Consider the following 22,331-nt stretch of genomic DNA (forward strand, 5'->3'; position numbering starts at 1 on the left):
TCTCCTCTAGTTTGTTTTATAAGTTAGAAATTAAAATCAAAATCTCCCATGATGCTTGATACCTGTGCTTCTTTCCATTCCTGCAGCTGAATTTGGGACAAAAGCTGTACGTCAGGAATGCGTAAACCACTCTTGCTGATTTCATACAAGATATTCAAATAATAGTCAGCTAGCTTACTTATCGTTTCTATTTTGAACAGATTCGTATTGAACTCGAATCTAAAATCCAGTTGTTCTGTGTCAGCTCCGCCTACCAAGCTTACATCATACAAACTAACGCCATCGTTGTTAGCAGGCATTGATTCATGCCATTTAAACATCGTAGAAAAGATCGGATTTCGTTGACTACGCTTGGCATTAACCTGGGCGACAATAGCATCAAATGGGTAACGACTGTGTGTAGTGGCGGCCATTCTCGTTTTTTCTACCTTGGCAAATAATGCTTCGATTGTATCTGTTTCTTCTATCTTCACACGCATACAGAAGATATTCGTTAGTGCTCCCACTATTTCATTGCTATCTAAATGACCTTGGTGACGAGCCGTCATCCCTATGATGATATCTGTATCAAGAGTAAGCTTGTGTAGCAGAAGATAATAGGCTGACAATAGATAGGTTTCCATTGGAATATCTAATCGTTTGATTGCTTCTTGAATGGATGTGTAGATCTTTTTATCCGTTACCTGAAAAGGAAAAAAGCTTCCTTGATAGCTTGGAGTCTTAGGACGTTGAAAATCTGTTGCTAGGTTTAATTGAGGAAGTGGATTCCGTAATTCCTGTTGCCAGTATGCCTGGTCTAGTTGAAACCCTTCACTCTTTTCCCAGCTAAGCTGATCGCGTATCCAGGAGATATAGCTACCCTCTGGTGAAGGCACGATTTGCTTCTTTTCTTTTAGATCGTGATAGACCTGAAGAATCTCACTCGCAATATACTCAGAACTCGATTGATCTGCAATCAGTGAATGGATAATCAGAGCAAAGAGCGTTTTCTTTTCCGGTAAACGATATAAAATCGGACGCCATGTTGACTTTGAAAGCTCGCAAGCTCGAATTCTAGCGTCTTTCAGCTTTCTTCTAGCTAATTGATGTGCATCTGCCTCATAGGAGAGGTCCTCATATTCTGGCTCTACACGCAAAGCTGGCAAAATAACTTGTTTGGGTAGTCCATTCTCTTCACGGAAAATTGTCCGCAGAGCCTCATGCTGTTGGGTAACTACATCAATCGCCTTTTGCAACAACTCAATGTCAACAGATGCAGAAAGCTCTTGTTCAATCAATAGGGTAAGTTCAGTCATTAAAGGATTGTAGGATTGAAGGAAGTAGATATGACGTTGCATACCCGTCAGCTCCATTCCTTCCTCTGACTCCGGCACCAAATTCGATGCTTCTGTAGCTTGCTCAGAGCTGGTGCTTTCTTTCGTACCCTCTTCTTGAGAAGAAAGATGTGACGCAAGTGAAAAAATCGTTACGTTTTGGAATATTTCACTTATCCCAATATTCTTATTCAGATGCTTTTGAACCGAATTGACGATCTTGACGGCAATAATAGAATCTCCACCGAGACTAAAGAAGTCATCGTAGATATTTATTTCGTCGAGTCCTAATTCCAAGCAAAAGACCTGCGCTACTAATCGCTCATTGGTAGAATAGCTCTCACTAGCATTACGCCCTAGCAACGTAATGTCTGGTAAGCCTTGAGATGCTACTGCTCCTTGTCTTCTAACTTTTAATCTCTCCATTTTTTCCAACTTGGTTTTAATTGGGTTTGCGAGATGAAATGATAGAGCATCCAAATGTTCAGGAGTGTTATCATAATTGATTTCTGCTATGGTTACTCTTTTCAACTGCTTATGCAAAACCTGCTGAAATGCTTGGATGGCATGATGAGTTGACAAGGACTTAAAGAATCCTACATCATGATTAGCTCCGTATTCTACAGCCATCCCTACTTCTTTCCATGCCGCCCAATTGATAGTCAATGTCTTCCCAGTATGGCGATTACGATAGGACGTAAATGCATCTAGGTAAGCATTGGCAGCCGCATAGTCCCCTTGTCCAACTCCACCGTACAGTGAGTTAATTGAGGAAAACAGTACCATAAAATCAAGCTGATCACCTTTCGTCAGATGGTCTAATAACCAGGTACCCTTTACTTTTGGCGATAACACCGGTTGGCTGCTAGCTTCCTCTTTACGCAGGATAAATCCCTCGCCAGCTACACCCGCACTATGGATAATGCCATTGATCGTCGTGAATTGTGACCGAACTTGAGCAAGTACAGCTTGTAATTCATCCTGATCACTGATATCGGCGCTTAGTACCGTGACATGACTTCCCAACGCTTCAATCTGGCGGATAGCTTTGATTTGTCGATATAATTTTGGCTGGGACTGTACTTCTACTTGGTCCCAAAGCTCTCTACTTGGCAACGAAGAACGATTAATTAATACAAGATTGACAGAAGCCTGCGAAGCAAGATAATGAGCCATTTCGAGCCCAATTGCACCAAGACCACCTGTAAGTAAATAAACTCCATTTTCGCGAATTTCAATAGAATCGTCTGCAATATCATCTAAATTCCACTCGCAGAATTCCTCCACAAATCGTTGATCCTTACGGTGCATCACAAGATAATCCTTGTCTTTACTCCCTAGTTCAGCAAGGATGGTTTCAGCAGTAGTCCATTTGTCAATATCGATTGCTCTACACAATAGATGCGGGTACTCCTGCGTTACCACTTTTCCCAATCCGAATAAGGTAGCGTGATGTGGCTGAATGTATTCCTGCTGTTCATTCAACTCGTATACATATGGAGCCACGAGCAAAATCTCTATCTCGTCATGAATGTTATGCTCTAAAAGAGCTTTCGTCAGGCGAACGAGACTCTCATAGCCTCTTTTCTGCGTTTCTTCCAAGTCCACAAGATCGTTGACATCCTGCTTTTCCACAACAGATAGCAAGTGCACGATTTGAGTAATGCCTCTTTCTTTTAGTAATCCGATTAAAGTCATATAGTCGGATTGAAGGCCGTTTATTTTATAACTGCGCTGGTCAAGCTCTTCAAACTCGGCTCCCCATTCAACCTGAATCCACGGCCTGTCCATGGAATCAAATGCTTGTATCATTTGATCACCAATGCTTGTCTCATCTTTAAAGATAAGTACAGTCCCCATATTTTTGGAGCTCTCATCTGTAAGATTTATTTCCTTCTCAATCCAATTCAGGCCATAATAAAAGCTAGCATTTTTTGCTTTGTTTACTCCCAAATCCATTTGGTGTACACGTTTTATCGCATAATCTTCAATTTCTGCAAATACGACGCCCTCTTCATTTACTAATGTCACATCAAAATTAATAATTTCCTTACTTTCAGACTGATCAGGCTTTAGTCTGAGATGACTGTAAAATCTGCTGGGCATTGTGTTGTACACTTTACAAATACGGTAGGTAAACGGCAGATAAAAATCCTGACTAACTGTGTTAATCGCTAAGTTAACAGCATTATCCATCAGAGAAGGATGGAAATGATACAAATCTTTATCTGCTGCAAAGCGTTCTGGCAGACTAAAGTGTGCGAGCACTTCACCATCACCAACATATACCTGCTGCACATTATTCCAGCGAGGTCCTGTAATGATAGCCCCTGAACCAGAGAAATCCTCTTCGTATTGAATAAATTCTTTGCGCTCGATGCTGCATCTGTTTTTTATTTCTTCAAGTTGTAACAGCGGAGCATGATCATCTAAGCCAACTATTACTTTCCCTTGAGCGTGTCGCACCCACTCTCCGTTGTAACGACTGGCAATGATAAAGTCATAAGCTCGTCCATTTTCTTTTAAAATGGTTTGGACCTTATGAGACTCTCCTTTTTCGCAAATGAATGGCGCAAGGAACACAATATCTTCTACTTTCACTTGTCTAGTTGGTATTTGTTGATAGCAGGCTTCAAGTAGCATTTCAAGATACGTAGTTCCCGGCACAACAAATTTATCATTGACGATATGTTCATGTAGCACCCAGTGTTTATCTACATGAAAATCAGTTGCATAAATAATAGTATCAATCGATTCAGCTTCTAATCGATCTAGTAGAGGCAAATCAAGCTCTTTTTCTGCTCTTTTCATAAGCGGGTAAGAATTTACGGCTTCTGGCTCCACCCAGCACCGCTTACGATTAAATGGATATACGGGAAGACTTATCTTATGAGCATGTTCCTTCTGCACCAGTCTTTCCCAATCCACCTCTGCTCCACGGACGTATAATTGGCTCAACTGATGAAGAAGCACTTCGGAAGACTCTGCCATAACAAGCTGACTAATTAAAGCATTTGCCTGTTCGCTCAATTGTCTGATATCTGCTTCCGTAATCTCTTTTTCACTTCGATTGGGTTTCTGATCATGTATGATCTTAAATGAATTTGAATAGCAGCCGATCCGCTCTTCCGTAGCAAATAATTCCGTTTTACATAAGGAAAGCTTTTCTTTTAAATCAGTACGATCACGCACTACCAGCGCCAATCGTGATTCATAATGTCCTCTGCCTGTATTAGACGTATAGGCAAGATCAGTTATACTTACCTTTTCATTTTTCTCAATATACTGAATGTAAGCATCCACTAGCTGACACAGTCCATCCTCAGTTTTTGCGGAGAGGGACAAAATGTGTGGCTTAGATGCTTGATCTGATAATGGAGGACGCAGCTTAGGAGCAGGCGCTTCCTCCAAGACGATATGGCAGTTGGTACCACTCAAGCCAAATGAACTGATTCCACAACGACGCGGATGCCCATTCGATTCCCATTCCCTTAAACAGTCGTTAACATAGACCGGTGAACTGTCGAACGGGATTTTTTGATTGGGATATTGGAAATTAACTGTAGGAGGAAGTTCCTTATGTGTTAGCGATAAAATACTTTTGATTAAACCAGCAATTCCTGCTGCATGGTCGAGATGCCCAAAGTTCGTTTTTATCGAACCGATACCGCAAAATTGCTGCTGATTTGTATACTTTGCAAAAGCTCGCTGAATCCCCTTAATTTCAATAGGGTCTCCTAGTGAGGTTCCGGTCCCATGTGCCTCAATATATTGAATAGTCGCCGGTTCTATATCTGCATTTTTCCAAGCCCTGACAATCACGTCTTCCTGTGCTAGTGAATTAGGCGCCGTTATTCCAATTGAATGACCATCCTGGTTGAAAGCACTGCCTTTGACTACGGCATAAATATGGTCTTTATCTTGTATAGCCTGATCAAGGGCTTTTAGCATTACAACGCCAACACCCTCCCCAAAGCCAGTTCCATCTGATCGATTATCAAAGGTTTTCGCCCGTCCATTTTGTGAAGAAATGCCGATCCCTGAATTAAAGTCTCCGTCTAAGGGAAGCATGATAATTTTGACTCCCCCTGCAAGAGCCATATCACATTCACCATTAATGATCGCCTGACACGCCAAATGAACAGCAACCAAAGAAGAAGAACAAGCTGTATCCACTACCATGCTTGGCCCGTGCAAATCGAGCGTGTAGGCAATTCTGCTCGCAATGATAGACTTTATGTTACCGGGAATGGCTGCCCCAGACAGAGATGGAGCAACATTTTTAATATATTGCTTATAGTCCTCCCCTGAGTCTGCATCTGCACTATATCCAACAAAAACACCCGTTCTGGTTCCCGTAATTTTTTGACCGCCATAACCAGCATCTTCAATTGCTGAGAATGCTTCTTCTAAAAATAGACGTTGATTAGGGTCCATTAAACTAGCTTCTTTAGGTGAAATCGAGAATAACTGGTAATCGAACTGATCAATTTCTTCTAAATAGGCAGCATGTAAATACCGCTTTTGGATATGCGGCTGAACATGGTTAATAAATCGATCAATATCCTTTTGTCGTGACTCTGGGATCGTACGAATACAATCGTTTCCATTACGTAATGTCTCCCAAAACTCCTCCAAATTTTGCGTTTCACCGAAGCGTCCAGAGATTCCGATGATCGCAATGTCATTTTTTTTCACACTTTTCATTTGAACAACCGTGCGCTCGTCTTTTTGGGTTAAATTCACCCCGGTTAAATCCAGTAATTTTTTCTTCACTTATCTCCCCTCTTTTCCAGCTCAATTAGATAGTTGCTTGATGCTCATTTTCTAGCATGAGAGAAAGTAGCTTGAGATACCCATAAATGAGTTCTTCGACTTTTCCATGGTTTAATTTGTTTTGATCATATCGACATTCAAAAGCAATCATTTTTGGCTCGATTTGCAATTTAAATATGAGATCAAACAAGCGATTAAATTCGTTTGACTGAGAAGAATATTCGGTAAATAACGGCCATATTTGTTCATTTTTTTTACTTGTATAGCTCTTTTCTAATGACTGTATAGAATATAGAGAAAGGGGATTTGGCTGTATTCGCGCTTCTCTTACATGTCTAAATAAGTCGCCAAAATCTTCAATGCTGTTCATATTTACGTGAATAGCTATGGTTCTATGATCCATTGTCTGCAACTGAAGGGTGACATCAGTCAGTTCGCCGACTTCAGCATACAAATACAGATTCATTGCAAGTAAAATATCAGCTATCTCGACACTGTACCGATCTGCTACCATATGTAGGCCGGCAACCATTTCTTCCTGAAAAGCAAACGTGAATAGCGTACTGTTATGACCTTCAGTTACATTAAAATATTCCGAAGGGAGCTGGATGGCCGGAATTTGAATCAATGGTAGATTCTCTACTGTCCTAGATTCAATATAGCTGGCTAACTTCGCAATTGTAGAGTAGGAAAAAACATCTCCAATATCTATTTTCCCCGCATATTTTTTATCTACTTGGGCATGCATCTGAACTAGCAGAATGGAATTTCCGCCTAAATCGAAAAAGCTTTCATGTAAACCAATGACATCCCGTTTCAATACATTTTTCCAGATCTCCACTAACTCCCGCTCAACCTCTGTATGCGGAGACTGAACAAGCACTTCACTTGATCGTACACCTTCGCTCAGTTTAGGTAATTGCTTTCGATCGATCTTTCCGTTAGCTGTAAGCGGAAGCTCCTTTAGAAAAACAAAGTGTGCTGGAACCATATATTCTGGTAATTCCTGACGAAGTACCTGACGAAGTTCATGCGGATTTACATCATGCTGCCCTACGTAATAAGCGGTTAGATTCTGCGAAGCGCCAACCTCCTCCACGACCACCACTGCTTCGTGAACCGCTGGGTGTTTTACTAAGCAATTCTCAATCTCGCCAAGCTCAACGCGGAAGCCCCTAATCTTGATTTGATGGTCGATCCTCCCTTTAAACTCAATTGTTCCGTCTGGAAGCCATCTTGCTAAATCACCAGTGCGATACATCATTCGATCTGTTTGAAATGGATTTATCACAAACTTTTCGGAAGTCTGTTCCTCTCGATTCAGATAACCTTTTGATAAGCCGTCACCTGCTAAACACAATTCGCCTGTCATACCGATTGGCTGTAAGCTATTGTGCTGATTGAGAATGTAGGCTTGTGTATTCGCTATTGGTTTTCCGATTGTAATAGTAGTTGTATTTGTCACATCCTGTATTAACGACCAGATCGTTGTTTCTGTAGGACCGTACATATTAAATATCTTGGCTTGTGTACGTTCTTTCAGTTGAGCTAATAGGGAAGGGAGAAGAGCTTCTCCTCCTATCAGGATTTGTTCTAATTGGCTAAAGCAATCTGCCTCACTGTATAAAAGCAATTGCAGTCGAGAAGGTGTGAGTTGCAAGGAATTGATATTTTGGACCTTGATCAGCTCATTTAATAATTTTGGATCACGCTGCTGTGCTTCTGTTGCAACAACTACACGCATTCCTTGAGTGAGTGGCACTAACGTCTCTAATACAAAAATATCAAAGGAAATGGTAGTAAGAGCTAGGATTGATTTTCCTTCAGTAAAAGCAAGTTTCTCAGTGATTCCTTGGATAAAATTATGAACCGCTCTATGAGGAATCATGACTCCTTTTGGCTGCCCAGTTGATCCAGAAGTGTAAATCACATACGCTAAATCCTCTGACCCAGCAGTATCCGCTTTCCACAAGGACTCTTCTTCATACGCTACCGTCTCGTCAAGATAAATGTATTCCTGCCCCATTTGGTTATCTGAGACTAAATGCCGTTGGGTAAGAATCAATGTAGCGCCACTATCTGTAAGCATGTATTTCACACGCTCCTCAGGATAGGTCGGATCAATTGGTAAATATGCTCCTCCGGCTTTAAGAATCGCAAGTAAGCCGATCATCATATCCAATGAACGTTCGGTCATTAACCCAACAATCGTATTGGGGCCTACTCCTTTATCAATCAAACTGCAAGCGACTCTCTTGGCTTGTTCATCCAATTCACGATATGTTAGCTGAGCTCCTTCACATACGACCGCTATCTGATCCGGTGTTTTTTTGGCTTGTAGCGCAATTAATTCATGAATAGTCTTACTACGATCATATGAAAGCATGGTGTCATTGAATCGCTCAAGCAGCTCATTCTCTTCTGCTAGAGTCGTAATCTTGAGCTGGCTAAGCTCGATTTCTGGATTCGCTATGACTTGTTCTATCAATTCCTCGATATGACCAAAGATTCTTTTGATAAAGTCGTAGCTATGTACATTCGCGTTGTAGCCCATCCGAATGATCAAGGACTCTCCCGTGATGACCATTATGCTAAAGTCATAATTGGTTTGTTCCAATAACTCAAGATGAGTGATTGCTTGAGCAAGCCCCCTCGTACCTGACTCAATGCTTGATTCACTCATATCAATTGGTGATTTTTGAAAAATAGAAACATGGTCAATGATGCCTTGACTCATCTTTGTGCCTACTGGCATCTCATAAAGCGGGAAAAAATCATACATCTTTGCTCTAGTTGAGCTTTCCTGAGCCATTTGTACAAGCTGTCCAAACGTTTCTACCCGGTCTGTCCGAATACGCACAGGAACTGTATTAATAAATAACCCGATCATCTGGTTAATGCCTGCTACTTCGGCATTTCGGCCAGACACAACAGATCCAAACACTACATCGTCTACATTGTTATATCGTTGGAGCACCAGTCCCCATATTGCTTCCCATACCGTGCTTAATGTAGCATTATTTTGCCGTGCAAGCTTAGTAAGCTGTTGTGTTTTTTTAATATCGATCTCAAATTCCGCTTCTTTTGCCTCATATCCAGTAGCATTCGTTTTATTGATTAAACTTGGCATTACGACCAACTGATCATAGCCTTCCAGATAACCTCCCCAGTATTCCTTGGCCTGCTCATTATCCTGCTTTTCTAACCATTGAATAAATTGCTGATAGGAATGGACCGGTTCCAGCTTTAGCGTTTTATGGAACGCAAAAGAATCGTAAATTTGTAGAAATTCATGGAACATAATACCAAGTGACCAGCCATCCATAATTAAATGATGGTAGCTCCAAACCACTTTAAAGCACTCTTTTGATGTCTGGAATATAGCAATACGAATAAGGACTTCTTTAGATAAATGAAATCCCTTTGTTTTGTCTTTCTTCAAATAATCTTGTACATATTCCTCCTGATCACGCACTCTGGAAATATCCTCAAAATGAATGCACGTCAATTCCCGTTTTTTAAGCACCAGTTGCATTGGCTTTTTTACTTTTTCATATACAAAGGCTGTTCGTAAAATATCATGTCGTTCAATTAATACATTGACGCTTTTTAAAAACAGATCAATTTCTACATGACCTTCAATCGAAAAAGTCAAGCTCTGAAAGTAGGCACCAGAATCTTTATGTACAATGGAGTGAAATAAAATGCCTTCTTGTAAGGGAGTCAGTGGATAAATTTTGGTTACTTCTGGTTTTTTTTCCAAGTGAAAAGCTCCTTTTTCTTCCCATAGTAAAGGTGACCGTTCAATCAATTTTCAAATCAATAATTCTGAAACTCAGGAAGCAAATAGCCCGTTCCTGTTTCGTCTAGAATTTCATCAAAGCGTTTTTTCTGTTCTTCAGTTGGAGTTTTTTTGGTTACAAATACCGATGTCAGCATATCAAGGGCTTCACGCATTTGTTTTACGGTCGGTTCTACGCCTGTCTCTTCCAGCTCATTTTGTAGCTTTTGAATCCGTCGATATGGCTCAATCACACCTTGTTGATACGCTTCAGCATCCATATTTCGATTTGGTGTTGCAACAGCAACAGCTAAGCATTTTGTAATTACACTAGGAATAAAGGCTTGATAATCCGTCGGGAATCCCATCATTTCTTTCACGCCAACAACATCCTGTGCGACATCATATGAATAGGCAAGTACATCAGGATATTCCTTTTTCATTAAATTGCGCAAGACCTTATTCGGTCCAAACTCGATTACTTTCCGAATGCCCTTTTGGTATAAAAACTGCATAGTGGCAAGCCATTGAACCGGTGCCGTCACTTGTGTAGTCAAATTTTCTACAATTTGATCACTGCTTGTGTATGGCTGTCCATCGACATTCGCAATGACAGAATAACGCATAGGCTGATAGCTATTTTGTTGAAGCTCCGTCTGTAAAGAGGAAGCAACTGATTGCATTAGTGGACTATGAAACGGGGCGCTAACACGCAAGAATATGACTGTAGCCCCCATCTGTTCCAGTTTTTTTGCTGCCTGTTCAATCGCTTGGCGATGACCGGAAATAACTACTTGACGTGAGGAATTAATGTTAGAAAGATGCGCAAAGTTCTCCTCATCTGAATATTCAAAACAAACCTTTTCAATGTCAGCCTTGTCTATTCCCGAAACAGATGCCATCGCTCCAGTTCCTTGAGCCGTTATTTCCTGCATAAGTAGACCGCGCTTGTGAACGAAACGAACTGCCTGTGAAAAATTCATTGCTCCAGCGCAAACAAGTGCGGAATATTCACCTAAGCTATGTCCAGCGACAAAATGAGGCTTGACACCTATCTCCTGCATATAAACACGCCAAAGAGCAATACTTGTAGCTAAAATAGCTGGTTGAGCATTAGCCGTTTTGGTCAGCTCCTCAAGATCGCCTTCGATGCATAGTTTACGTAAATCAAATCCTACGATCTGCTCGGCCTCTTCAAAGGTCCTTCTAGCAATGGCGTAATGATCGCATAATTCTTTTCCCATATTGACATATTGTGAGCCTTGTCCAGAAAACACAAATGCTAAATCTCTCATGTATTCATCACTCCCCCATTACGTATTTTGGTTTACTAGTCATACATAACGCCCCCAAAATAGATGCTTGATGATAGATAATCGTGATAGGACGTTTTATATCGTTATGATTGGTGTAGGCAGAATTTTTCTACCCACTCTTTGTTATAAATCGTATCCACATAAGATAAACCGTTATCAGGACAAATAAAGACTACATTCGGCGGTGTTTGAAATGTCTTATCTGCAAAATAATGCTTGATAGCATAATAGGAGCTGCCCGATGAGCCACCTACAAATAAAGCGTGCTTTTCTAGCAGTTCGTGACACCCTTGGATTGTTCGATACTCAGGTACATGAATCACCTCGTCGATCATAGCCTCCTTCAGTATTTCTGGGACCATGCTAGATCCAATCCCTGGAATAAAGCGTTTTTTCGGACTATTTCCAAATATCACCGAACCCTCTGTATCTACTGCAATAACCTTAACGGATGGAAACTTTTCCTTTAATCTGCGGGACACACCAGCAATGGTTCCACACGAGCTAACACCGATAAACACATAATCCAGATGTTCAAAGGAGTCGGCAATTTCTCTGCCTAATCCATGATAATGAGCCAGGAAGCTATCCCGGTTTGCATACTGATTTGTCCAAAATGAATCTTTGATTGTACGTAGAAGTTCATTTACTTTTCTTATTCGATTTAATAAATAACCACCAGTCTCGTCTCGCTCGGTTACTTTTATCACCTTGGTAGCGGTGACACGTAAAATTTTTTCATATATCTCATTAATATTATTATCAACAATAGGTATAAAGGGAATTTCTAGCTTTTTACATAAATAGGCTAATGCGATGCCAAAATTTCCGGAAGTAGATTCAATTACAGTAGTAGTAGAGGTTATTTCGCCTCTCTCAATTGCAGATTTTAATATGTAATAAGCCGGCCGAACTTTCACGCTTCCACTATAATTCTGAAATTCCAGCTTGGTATAAAGGTTCATCGTATCGTTTTTCAAATGTAAAAGAGGTGTATCACCAATAAATGACTGTAGCTCGTCTAGTTTTGATAGCATAAATTACCTCTCCCTTTGGTATTCGTATTGCCTCAATGCAACACTTCGCTTGCATCCTTTTCATAAAAGTGCATGCTGATTAAGCTATCACCTTCAATCAAACAAAATAAAGCGCTCTAGCTACTTTCTGTTAGAAGCGAATAATTAAAAAGCGAATTGTGAGTAAATTCAAAACAAACAGCAAATAGTATTCACATTCCTGCTATGAAATAAAATGACTTTTTAAGATAATCTTTACTATAAAAGCATATTATTGAAAAATTTTTTCCATATTTTTAATATACCTAAACTTTCCAGCGATGTCTATATGACGAAAAGCTAAAATTTACTATATTCACTTTTTTTCAAAAAGGTAATTCTTTTATTATTATGGAAAAATAGGCCATTAGTGAATTATAAGAATATATTATAAATAAATGCTTCCTTATATTTTATAAATAAAATTTTTCCTCCAGCGTTTTTTTATCTAATAAAGAAATTATTAATTTTTGTTAATAAAGCGCACCATCTCTTCATGAGATCAGCGCGCTTTATCGTTACTTGTTTAAATAGACAGTCCGCCATTCACCTCTAAGACCGTACCGTTTACATAATCTGCATCCTCTGAGGCTAAGAATAGGTATGCTTTTGCAATATCAGATGGCTTCCCTAGACGATGAAGAGGGATTTGGGCAACCAAATTTGACAGTACCTTCTCAGGTACCTTTAGAGCCATTGAAGTTTCAATAAAGCCCGGAGCAACCGCATTGACCGTTATTCCCTTTCTACCTAGCTCCTTGGCCCAAGTTTTTGTCATCCCAATTACTCCTGCTTTAGATGCAGCATAGTTGGTTTGGCCAATATTACCAGTACAGCCGACAATAGATGATGTATTAATAATTTTACCCGAGCCTTTTTCAATCAGATGCGGAATAACTGCTTTTGTGCAGTAGAAACCCCCATTCAGGTTAACATCAATAACCCGTTGCCATTGCTCTACCGTCATTTTTGCTACCATAGCATCCTGCGTAATCCCCGCATTGTTAATTAGAATATCCACTGTAGAAAATGCTTCGATTACGCTTTGGACCAGCTTCTCGACACTCTCCATGTTGGAGACATCTACCTGTACATACCTAACATGCTCAAAACCAGCCTGCTGGCACTCCTCCAATAGGGTGATTCCCGCGCTTTGATTATAATCAGCGATGACCACCTTTGCGCCTTCCGCTAAAAACAGCTTCACGGTCTCTTTGCCTATACCATTGGCTCCTCCTGTTACGATCACTACTTTTCCTTGTAGCTTCTGCGTATTAATCTGACTCATAGCAACTATTTCTCCTCTCTATCAGCTATTTGGAGTATATTCACTCGAAAAACCAACATGCACCATTATTTTTTAGTCCGATGGAACGAATTTTTGAAGCCGTTGCAGCAGCCCATCCGCAATCCACAGTGCTCCTGAAGAATCAATCCCTACTCCCTGCGGAGAGAAAAAATGTCCGTCTGCTCCACTAAAATGCCCCCACTCCTCAAGAAATTTTCCCTCTTGATCGTACATTTCCATTCGATTGTTCGAGGTATCTGTGACATAAACACGATCCTGTTTATCTATGGCAATACCGATTGGGAGAAACAAATCCCCTTTTCCTTCCTTCCAATTTCCCAATGGGTCTGTTGCACCTGCGCCACCATTTGTTCCCCATTTAGCTAGAAAACGCCCGCTATTATCAAACTTCTGAATACGATGATTACTCCGATCCACCACATATATGTTGTCTTTTGAATCAATGGCTAATTGCATTGGCTGGTTAAACTGGCCGTCTTTTGTTCCCTTTTGGCCCCATTCTGTCATGTAAATGAAAAACGGATTAAATTTTTGAATGCGATGGTTAAGTGTATCTGCCACAAAGATGTTTCCTTTACTATCAACTGCTACTCCTGCTGGAAATTGAAAAAAACCGCTGAGATAGCCCATCGAACCATAGGTAGCTACAAAAACACCCGTATTGGTAAATTTCTGAATGCGATGATTCACAGAGTCAGCAACATAAACAAATCCGTAAGCATCTATAGCAACCTGACGTGGAACGATAAATTGACCAGGCAAACTGCCAAAAGCATTGGGACCACCATTTCCGAAATTATTGCCCCATTTTCCAACCAGCACTCCACTGGAATTATACTTTAGAATCCTATGATTAAATGAATCAGCCACAAAGATATTGCCGCTTTTGTCAATTTCCACATCGAAAGGACCCGCATACTGATTTTTGTCACCACGAGAGTTTCCGATAGAACCATCTAGCACAGCACTCAAAACGGAATCTTTATAGACAACAATCCGATTATTCCCCGTATCTGTTACGTAGAATTTCCCACCCCCATCAGGCAACACCTGGTTTGGATAGATTAAAATCGGAAATAGTCCCACAGTATACAAAAAGCGATCCTGCTGATCAAATTTCATGATCCGATTGTTAAAGGTATCTGCCACGTAGAATGCACCTGATAAAGGATCGAAATTGATGCCTCTCGGAAAATTAAATTGGTAGGGTCCAAGACCAGATTCATCTTTTCCAATCTGTCTTTGGAACTTGCCTTTATCATTAAATACCTGTATTCGATTATTAAATGTGTCAGCTATGTATACCTCATCAGTTGGACTAATTGCAATTCCTTGTGGGAGGGCAAGCTCCCCTTGTCCTTTTCCGTATGTGCCAATCGTTAGTAGATACGTCCCAGCCTGATCAAACTTTTGAACACGATGATTATATTCATCAGTAACATAATAGTTATTCTTGCTGTCAACGGCTAGCTCTCGTGGAAAACCAAACTCTCCTTCCCCTTTCCCACGGGTTCCCCAGCTTTTTAAAAAATGGAATTGATGATCAAACTTTTGTATCCGATAATTCCCCGTATCTGCTACTAGAATATTCCCCTCCTTATCAATAGCGACTCCAAACGGCATGTTGAACTTTCCTGGCTTGTCACCAAGACCACCAAAGGTCTCTAGTACCTTACCAGACTTATTCATTTTCACAATCCGATGATTCCCCATATCAGCCACATATATATTACCAGTAAGATCCTTTGCCATAGCGACTGGCGTTCGAAACATCGAAGGATCGTCTGCTTCATTTCCCCAAGCTTCTGAATACGTAAAGCTTGAGGCAAACACAGGTGACTCCACTAGGAAAAATAGGGAAAACGAACAGATTATAGCGAGTAGCTTGGTTACGAAAAGTGTATGAAGCCTTGATCGCTTATGACAAAAAGGGCGATTTTCCAAGCTTTTCATATTAGCAATCCTCCCCCATCCATTCAAGAACGGTAGCTGCCCAGGTATATCCCGTACCAGCACTTACTGCTACGACAATGTCTCCCTTATGCAACAGATGCTTCTCCTGTGCAAAATGCAAACCAATGCATGGGTCTAATGCTGACATATGTCCATGGTGATCTAAATAAATCGCTTGATCCTCAGCTAGGCCTAGACGTTGTAATAACTCTCTAAACATGGAACGCTTGGTATGCAGTGGTAAAAGTAGCTTTATATCCTGAATGGTTTTTTCGCTCTTTTGTAGTGCTAATTCAATCACTTTCACAAAAGCAGGAACGGATATGGGATCAAGACGCTCCTTCATGCCAGAAGGGTTCGTCACGTCAATATAATGAAGACGCTTCTCCACCGTATCGTGGCTTGCTGGATTTTTACTGCCACCCCCAGGTACCTTGACATCGTCGTGAAATGATCCATCAGTTATCACAGCTGATTGTAAAATGCGAATCTTAGAAGCTCCGCGTGTAACTAATGCAGCAGTTCCACCATCAGCGAAGTTAAACATGAACCGGGATCGCGGATTGTCGTAATCAATAATGTGCGATTCTTTACACCCAGCAACGAGCAGAATATTGCGAATACTATTATCAGCCGTTAGCATATCCTTTGCCACCTTTAAAGCGATAGGAAAGCAGGAGCTTACATTCATAATTTCAAAAGCATATGCGTTTGTAGCCCCTAGCTCATGCTGAATTTTAGCTGCACACGACCACACGTAATAATCCTTGTGCGGGCTACCAAAATAGATAATGACATCAAGCTCTTCTGGACGAATTTTCTTTCCTACAAATGATGTAGCAGCCGCTACCGCCAGATCAGATACGTGAAGCGTATCATCCGCTACATGTTTTTCATAAAGTCCAAACTTTTCTATGATAACGGATGCAGGAATACCTGTTTTTTGAGCGAGCATGTTTGCTGTTTCGATGTGAGGGGGGAAATAAACACCCGTTTCCTCAATCCCAATACTAACACTTGCTATGTTACTCTGTTTTCTATTCATATCTTCTCCCCTTCTCCTGGCACCACCATAGTAGCTATCCCAGTAAGAACTACTTTGCCATGTTGATTCGTACATTCTGTTACTAAAGTTAACGTTTTTCGTGCTTCATTAAACTCTTTTACAGTAGCAGTGGCTGTGATGGTATCTCCAATAAACACAGGAGCCTTAAATTGCAAGGTCTGATCCTTATAAACTGACCCTTTACCTGGCAAATGCATTCCTAGTAAACGGGATAATAGGCTAGCTGTTAGTAGTCCATGGGAAATTCTCTGTCCAAACCGTGTATCACCTGCATATTCCTTATCAACATGGATGGGATTGTAATCACCGCTTAATCCAGCAAACATCACGAAATCTGTTTCTGTCATGGTTCGGCTAAATGAGGCACTCTGTCCAATCTTAAAACTCATTGTTGCAGTCACCTTCCTTATCAATGATTTGATCCTATCCTTTGCAAAGCAGTTTTATTGATCTTGCCTGTCGCATTTCGAGGCAATTCAGCCAAAAAGACAAAATATTTAGGTATTTTATATTTTGCGATTTTCATTTGACACTCTTGCCGAAGTATTTCCTCTGTAAGCGTAGCACTTTCTTTTATGACTACAAAAGCCTTTGCTACCTCACCCCATTTCTCATCTGCTACACCAACCACAGCCACTTCAGCTACTTCCGGTAATGAGCCAATCACTTGCTCTACCTCTAAAGGGTAAATATTTTCGCCACCCGATATAATCATTTCCTTGCGACGTCCAGCAATATAGAGGAAGCCTTCTTCATCCCTTCTCGCTAAATCACCTGTATAAAACCAACCATTACGCATTGCCTTTGCCGTCTCGTTGGGTAAATTCCAATACTCCTTCATCACGTGAGGACCTTTTATTGCCAGTTCGCCCACTTCCCCATTTGGTACCTCCTGATCATGCTCATCCACTAGCCTAATTTCACAAAACAGGACAGGCTTGCCAATAGAGCCAACCTTATGGCGTGCGTCCTCAACTGAAAGCATACAAACAGTGGGGGATGTCTCGGTTAGACCAAAACCCTGTCCAAAAGGAAGCCCTCGATCCTGATAATACAAAATCAGCTCATGTGGGCAAGGGGCCCCTCCATTATAAAACCAGCGGACGGAGCTCAGGTCTGTAGTGGAAAATAATTGACTTCTTCTAAGTGCATCATGAATAGCTGGAACCCCCATGACGATTGTCACTTGATACTGTTGGATCATTTCTAAGGCTTTGTCTGGATGAAACCTGCCCACAATAACAATGCTTCCTCCTGCAAACAATGTTGGAAAAGCAAACAGTCCAATTCCTCCGATATGAAATAAGGGTAGTAATACAATGGAACGATCACTCGAAGTAATATCTAAAGAGGTCAAATTATGGATCGCATTCCAAAACATATTTTCTTGTGTTAATACTGCTCCTTTGGGGCGTCCTGTGGTGCCAGAGGTATAGCAAATTAGATAGGGGTCTTTAGCATTCATCTTTTCATATATGAGAGGTTCGCTTGACAACAGATTGATAGCGTTTTCAAAACTAGCTTCAATAGCAGTAGCTGATCGATCGCGTGCTTCTTCATCGAAAACATGTTTCTTGTGATCCATCCGAATAATCTGTCTCAAACTCACCTTCGTTTCCAGTTGCTCGATGACAGGCTGAAATTCATGTTGTGTAAACAATACTTTGGTCCCACTATCCTCTAGCTGATAGGTGAGTTCATTTGCGGTCAATCTTATATTCAGCGGAACCGCAATACCGCCCAGCTTAGCAATAGCAAACAATAATAAAACATAGGACAGACTATTTTGTGCTAAAATCCCTACTCGGACTCCAGCATCTACCCCACATTCCTGTTGGAGAAACCGAGCGAACTGATTCACCTTTTGCCCCATTTCCTTATAGGTAAGCTGTTGCTCTTCTGTAATGATGGCTATTCGATTAGGCGTATTCTGTGCTCGCTGGTCGATCCAGTAAGCAATCCCTTGCATAGACATCCTCCTTTCCTAATTACTTGTTCTCAGCTTTTTTCCCCATACCTTGTAGAATAAAACTCATCGCTGTTTCAAATACCTCTACCGGCACCTCTTGATTTTCCCAATAAACCCATCTCATGCCTAAAAACTGTCCAATTGACATCAGACAATAAGCTAGTGTCTCCTTATCTAGTGAGCGAAAAGCCTTCTCCTCCATTGCAGCCGTCAAGCTTTTGATAAAGCCACTCGCCAGCTTATCATAGTACCAGCGATACAACGCCTCATCTACTAACACGGCTTGTTGTACGATCCCATATAGGTTCCGATGTTCTTTTACCCACCGAAAAAATGCTTGGAATCCAAGTCGCAAAGCTCCTTCATGGGAATGAGCTTTTATCACCTCTAGCTTAATTTGGGAACGTAAATCACGGCTTAGTTGTCTAATTAGCTCTTCATAAATTGCTTTTTTGGAAGAAAAGTAATTATAAAAAGTACCTTGGGCTACTTGGGCCTCTTGGGTAATCATAACGATGGACGCTTCATAATACCCATTTGCCCCAAAGACCTGCTCGGCTGCTGTCAATAATTTTTGTCTGGTTTCTTGTCCTTTTTTTGTCATGTGTGTCATGGCTGTTTGCCCTAGTTCTCGCTCTATTTCTGACACCTGAATCACCTCTCAGTTTTTATTATAATTAATTTTCTGATTTTTTCAATATTTTTATCCTTTAAAAAGAAAAAGGACAGAGTGCAGATTATTCTGACTCACTCCATCCCTTTCCTGCCCGAATTAGCTTATTGGTTTGAGCTTATCTACATCAACGATTTTTTCTTTGATTAAAGCCGCTATTGCCTTATATTGAGCAACTCCATTCTTTACAAAGGAGACTTGGTAGCATATGTCATTTTCTAGCCAAAAATAAGAGGTGATATCCGGCTCACTTGACGAGCTCATTTCCTCATCAATTTTATATGGCTCCGTTTTTAGTACTTCCCTGCCTTCTATGATTACCGGTGTAACTTTAACAACGAATTTCTTGCCATCTATCCGCTCGAAAGGAGCATGCCCGCTTTTTTTCATATCCGCATACATTTTTTTGTCCTTGATTTGTTTGTAAGAAAACCCTGAGATTCCGTCTGTTTTTTTGTTTATTTGTACTATATAAAGCTCAGGATATGGGTGAGCTCGGAATCGCTCATCTCTTTGCATACTTCCCGAGAGCAATACCAATAAGCTACTAAAATATAAAATCCCCTCCCACGCGAAAATTAACGCTATCAGGAAGGGAAGTTTCATCGTGCAGCCCCATGATGTTTAACTTACATGACTAGACATTTTGGATGAAGGATTTCATTCTCAGAGTCCTCTAGCTGTGCTTTTTTTGAAGAATGATATTTTCTGGTCATTTTTGTAAAATTTTCAACTAATTGCTGGCCAAATTCAGTACAAATTGACTCAGGGTGAAACTGTACTCCCCAAATAGGCCGCTCTTTATGGCGCAATCCCATAATGATACCATCACTTGTCCATGCTGTTTTCTCAAGGCATTCAGGGAGTCTATCCTCAACTATTAGAGAATGATAACGAACCACCTGAAAGCCTTGTGGAATTCCACTAAACAACGCTGAATGATTATGCCATATGTTGCTTAATCTCCCATGCATCGCCTCTGGTGCATGAATGATTTTTGCACCAAATATATGACCAATTCCCTGATGCCCCAGACAGACCCCCAAAATGGGAACTTCAGCTTTAAGCAAAGCGTCTCTACAAATCCCAAAATCCTTTACATTTGCCGGGGTTCCTGGTCCAGGTGAAATGACAATGTTATCAAACGACAGGTTCTGTAATTCCGACCATGTAAATTGATCGTTACGAACGACTGTTGGCAACACTCCACTTGTAGACGCGAAAAGTTGATAAAGATTGAACGTATAGGAATCATAGTTGTCAATTAATAAGGTCTTCACAGTCTTTACTCCTCTCCACTGCAAAAGGGCATCCTCACATTATACTGGGATTATTTTTTCGAAAATGTATGGTTTCAGGAAACATGCTGTATCAATCATACGTGAATTTAGACGATCAATAAATCTTTTTAGGATAAGTAATTCCATCCAGATGCCCTTGATGCTTTTACAAGTCTTTTAACTCCTCAAAAATAATTTTGCAATTGCTATCAATTTTATGTAACTATCAAAGGGAGGAAATTTCCTACACACAATACTTACGTGATTAACATATACAAGGAGATGTGTATTTTGTCTAACATTCCACCTCATTCAATTGTCCCTCAGGGAATATCTCACAAAAAGACAGATACATGCCCAACTGTCAAGGTTATCAGCAGAAAAGTAACGATGTATGTAGAACCAGAAAGAGTCTTTCTTCATTTATTCGCAAAAGAAACATATACATACTGGTTAGATAGCAATCGTGTAGAATCAAATTTGTCACGTTTTTCATTTATGGGAACGAACGATGGTCCATTAAGCCGGGTTATTTCCTATGAAACAGCGACCAAGCAGATCAAAATAAAAGATTCTACGGGCCAAACTGAAGTGACTGAGAGCATTTTTGATTATTTAGACCGTGAATTATATAGCATGCAACAAGAGTCTACTGAATTGCCTTTTGATTTTAACGGAGGGTTCGTTGGTTACTTTGGCTATGAATTAAAAGCAGAATGCGGTGCTTCCCTACACCACACCGCAGCAACCCCTGACGCAATGTTTATCTATGCCGATCGACTGCTTGCTTTTGATCATCAGGAAAAGTGTATCTATTTGGTTAGCATTGTACCCATTCATGATCTTGCTTTAGCGGACCTGTGGTTTGAAAGTATGGAACAAAAACTAAAAAACCTTCCCCTACAGCCAGCTTTAGAAATTTCCAATACAGGTGATGTCAAGCAACCGCTTTCCTTTCACTTAAGTCAATCGCACTCACAATATGTAGATAGCATAGAGGCATGCAAGCAATATATTTTAGACGGTGAAACATATGAAATTTGTTTAACGAATCGAATTCATACGCGGGAGAATTTCGATCCAACGTTGACGTACCGAATTCTACGCGAGATTAATCCAGCTCCTTACTCTGCTTTTTTCAAGTTTCACGACCTAAGTATCCTATGTTCATCTCCAGAGAGGTTCCTAAAAATCGATCAAAATCGATTGGTTGAGGCCAAGCCTATAAAAGGCACCATAGCACGCGGCTCTGATTCCGAGGAGGATATGCGTCTTGCAGAACAATTACGCAGCAGTGAAAAGGATCGGGCCGAAAATCTTATGATTGTTGACCTGTTGCGCAATGATTTAGGCCTAGTATGTGAAACGGGAAGCATTCGTGTTCCCAAATTAATGGCTATTGAATCCTATCAAACGGTACACCAGATGGTATCTACAATTCAAGGAACACTCAGACCTGAGCTGTCAGCAATCGATTGCATACGTGCTGCTTTTCCTGGAGGTTCAATGACCGGGGCTCCGAAATTGCGTACAATGACATTCATCGACGAATTGGAAACCAACGCTCGGGGCATCTATTCTGGTGCTATTGGATTTCTAGGGTTAAACGGAACAATTGACCTCAACATTGTCATACGAACCATTGTAATGTCTCCTCAAACAACGACAATAGGTGTAGGAGGCGCCATTGTAAGTCTCTCTGATCCCGAACAGGAATTTGAAGAAATTTTGTTAAAAGGACATGCTTTGATCAAAGCACTAACCATTTCACGTTATGGCAAATTTGACGATCAGCTATGGACGTTACATGAGACGAAGGCCTAAGTGCGTATATAACCCA

General features: G+C 40.7%; 13 protein-coding genes. 1 reads left to right on the plus strand and 12 read right to left on the minus strand.

Translation table 11 applies throughout. The annotated features are described in order from the left end of the window. Positions 1–23 precede the first annotated feature (23 nt). The 12 genes from GOP56_RS05770 to GOP56_RS05825 all read right to left on the minus strand — a co-directional run bounded on the left by GOP56_RS05770 (position 24) and on the right by GOP56_RS05825 (position 20,491). On the minus strand, positions 24–6,089 hold the full coding sequence (locus GOP56_RS05770) for a type I polyketide synthase (RefSeq protein ID WP_163244912.1): 6,066 nt from the start codon (positions 6,087–6,089) through the stop codon (positions 24–26). A 25-nt stretch (positions 6,090–6,114) separates the two neighbouring features. Continuing rightward, complete coding sequence (locus GOP56_RS05775) at positions 6,115–9,852, minus strand: non-ribosomal peptide synthetase (RefSeq protein WP_163244914.1); 3,738 nt, start codon at positions 9,850–9,852, stop codon at positions 6,115–6,117. A 56-nt stretch (positions 9,853–9,908) separates the two neighbouring features. Further along, on the minus strand, positions 9,909–11,165 hold the full coding sequence (gene fabD, locus GOP56_RS05780) for an ACP S-malonyltransferase (protein ID WP_163244916.1): 1,257 nt from the start codon (positions 11,163–11,165) through the stop codon (positions 9,909–9,911). A 104-nt stretch (positions 11,166–11,269) separates the two neighbouring features. Then, positions 11,270–12,223 carry a 2,3-diaminopropionate biosynthesis protein SbnA gene (gene sbnA, locus GOP56_RS05785; RefSeq protein WP_163244919.1) on the minus strand — a complete coding sequence of 318 codons (954 nt, stop codon included), beginning with the start codon at positions 12,221–12,223 and terminating at the stop codon, positions 11,270–11,272. Between the two features lie 544 nt (positions 12,224–12,767). Continuing rightward, positions 12,768–13,529, minus strand: coding sequence for a 3-oxoacyl-ACP reductase FabG (fabG, locus tag GOP56_RS05790; protein ID WP_163244922.1), 762 nt, complete (start codon positions 13,527–13,529; stop codon positions 12,768–12,770). Between the two features lie 72 nt (positions 13,530–13,601). Next, a complete protein-coding gene (locus tag GOP56_RS05795) occupies positions 13,602–15,503 on the minus strand; it encodes a 6-bladed beta-propeller (protein WP_163244925.1) in 1,902 nt (633 codons plus the stop codon). Between the two features lies 1 nt (position 15,504). Then, positions 15,505–16,548, minus strand: coding sequence for a 3-oxoacyl-ACP synthase (locus GOP56_RS05800; RefSeq protein ID WP_163244928.1), 1,044 nt, complete (start codon positions 16,546–16,548; stop codon positions 15,505–15,507). Then, complete coding sequence (locus GOP56_RS05805; RefSeq protein ID WP_003340252.1) at positions 16,545–16,958, minus strand: MaoC family dehydratase; 414 nt, start codon at positions 16,956–16,958, stop codon at positions 16,545–16,547. The genes GOP56_RS05800 and GOP56_RS05805 overlap by 4 nt, the downstream gene beginning before the upstream one ends. Positions 16,959–16,978: 20 nt before the next feature. Next, positions 16,979–18,538 (minus strand): o-succinylbenzoate--CoA ligase, encoded by a 1,560-nt coding sequence (locus GOP56_RS05810; RefSeq protein WP_163244931.1) that lies wholly within the window; start codon positions 18,536–18,538, stop codon positions 16,979–16,981. A 19-nt stretch (positions 18,539–18,557) separates the two neighbouring features. Continuing rightward, positions 18,558–19,151 (minus strand): TetR/AcrR family transcriptional regulator, encoded by a 594-nt coding sequence (locus GOP56_RS05815; protein ID WP_163246815.1) that lies wholly within the window; start codon positions 19,149–19,151, stop codon positions 18,558–18,560. Between the two features lie 159 nt (positions 19,152–19,310). Then, entirely contained in the window at positions 19,311–19,817 is a 507-nt protein-coding gene (locus GOP56_RS05820; RefSeq protein ID WP_163244152.1) for a hypothetical protein, read from the minus strand. Positions 19,818–19,840: 23 nt separating this feature from the next. After that, the gene (locus GOP56_RS05825; protein ID WP_163244934.1) at positions 19,841–20,491 is read right to left on the minus strand and encodes an anthranilate synthase component II; all 651 of its coding nucleotides are present in this window, start codon (positions 20,489–20,491) and stop codon (positions 19,841–19,843) included. A gap of 282 nt (positions 20,492–20,773) precedes the next feature. On the opposite strand from GOP56_RS05825, the gene pabB reads away from it, so the two are divergent. Further along, entirely contained in the window at positions 20,774–22,315 is a 1,542-nt protein-coding gene (pabB, locus tag GOP56_RS05830) for an aminodeoxychorismate synthase component I (RefSeq protein ID WP_254068627.1), read from the plus strand. Positions 22,316–22,331: the final 16 nt, after the last annotated feature.

Source organism: Brevibacillus sp. 7WMA2, assembly GCF_010748895.1.
Lineage (GTDB): Bacteria > Bacillota > Bacilli > Brevibacillales > Brevibacillaceae > Brevibacillus_B > Brevibacillus_B halotolerans.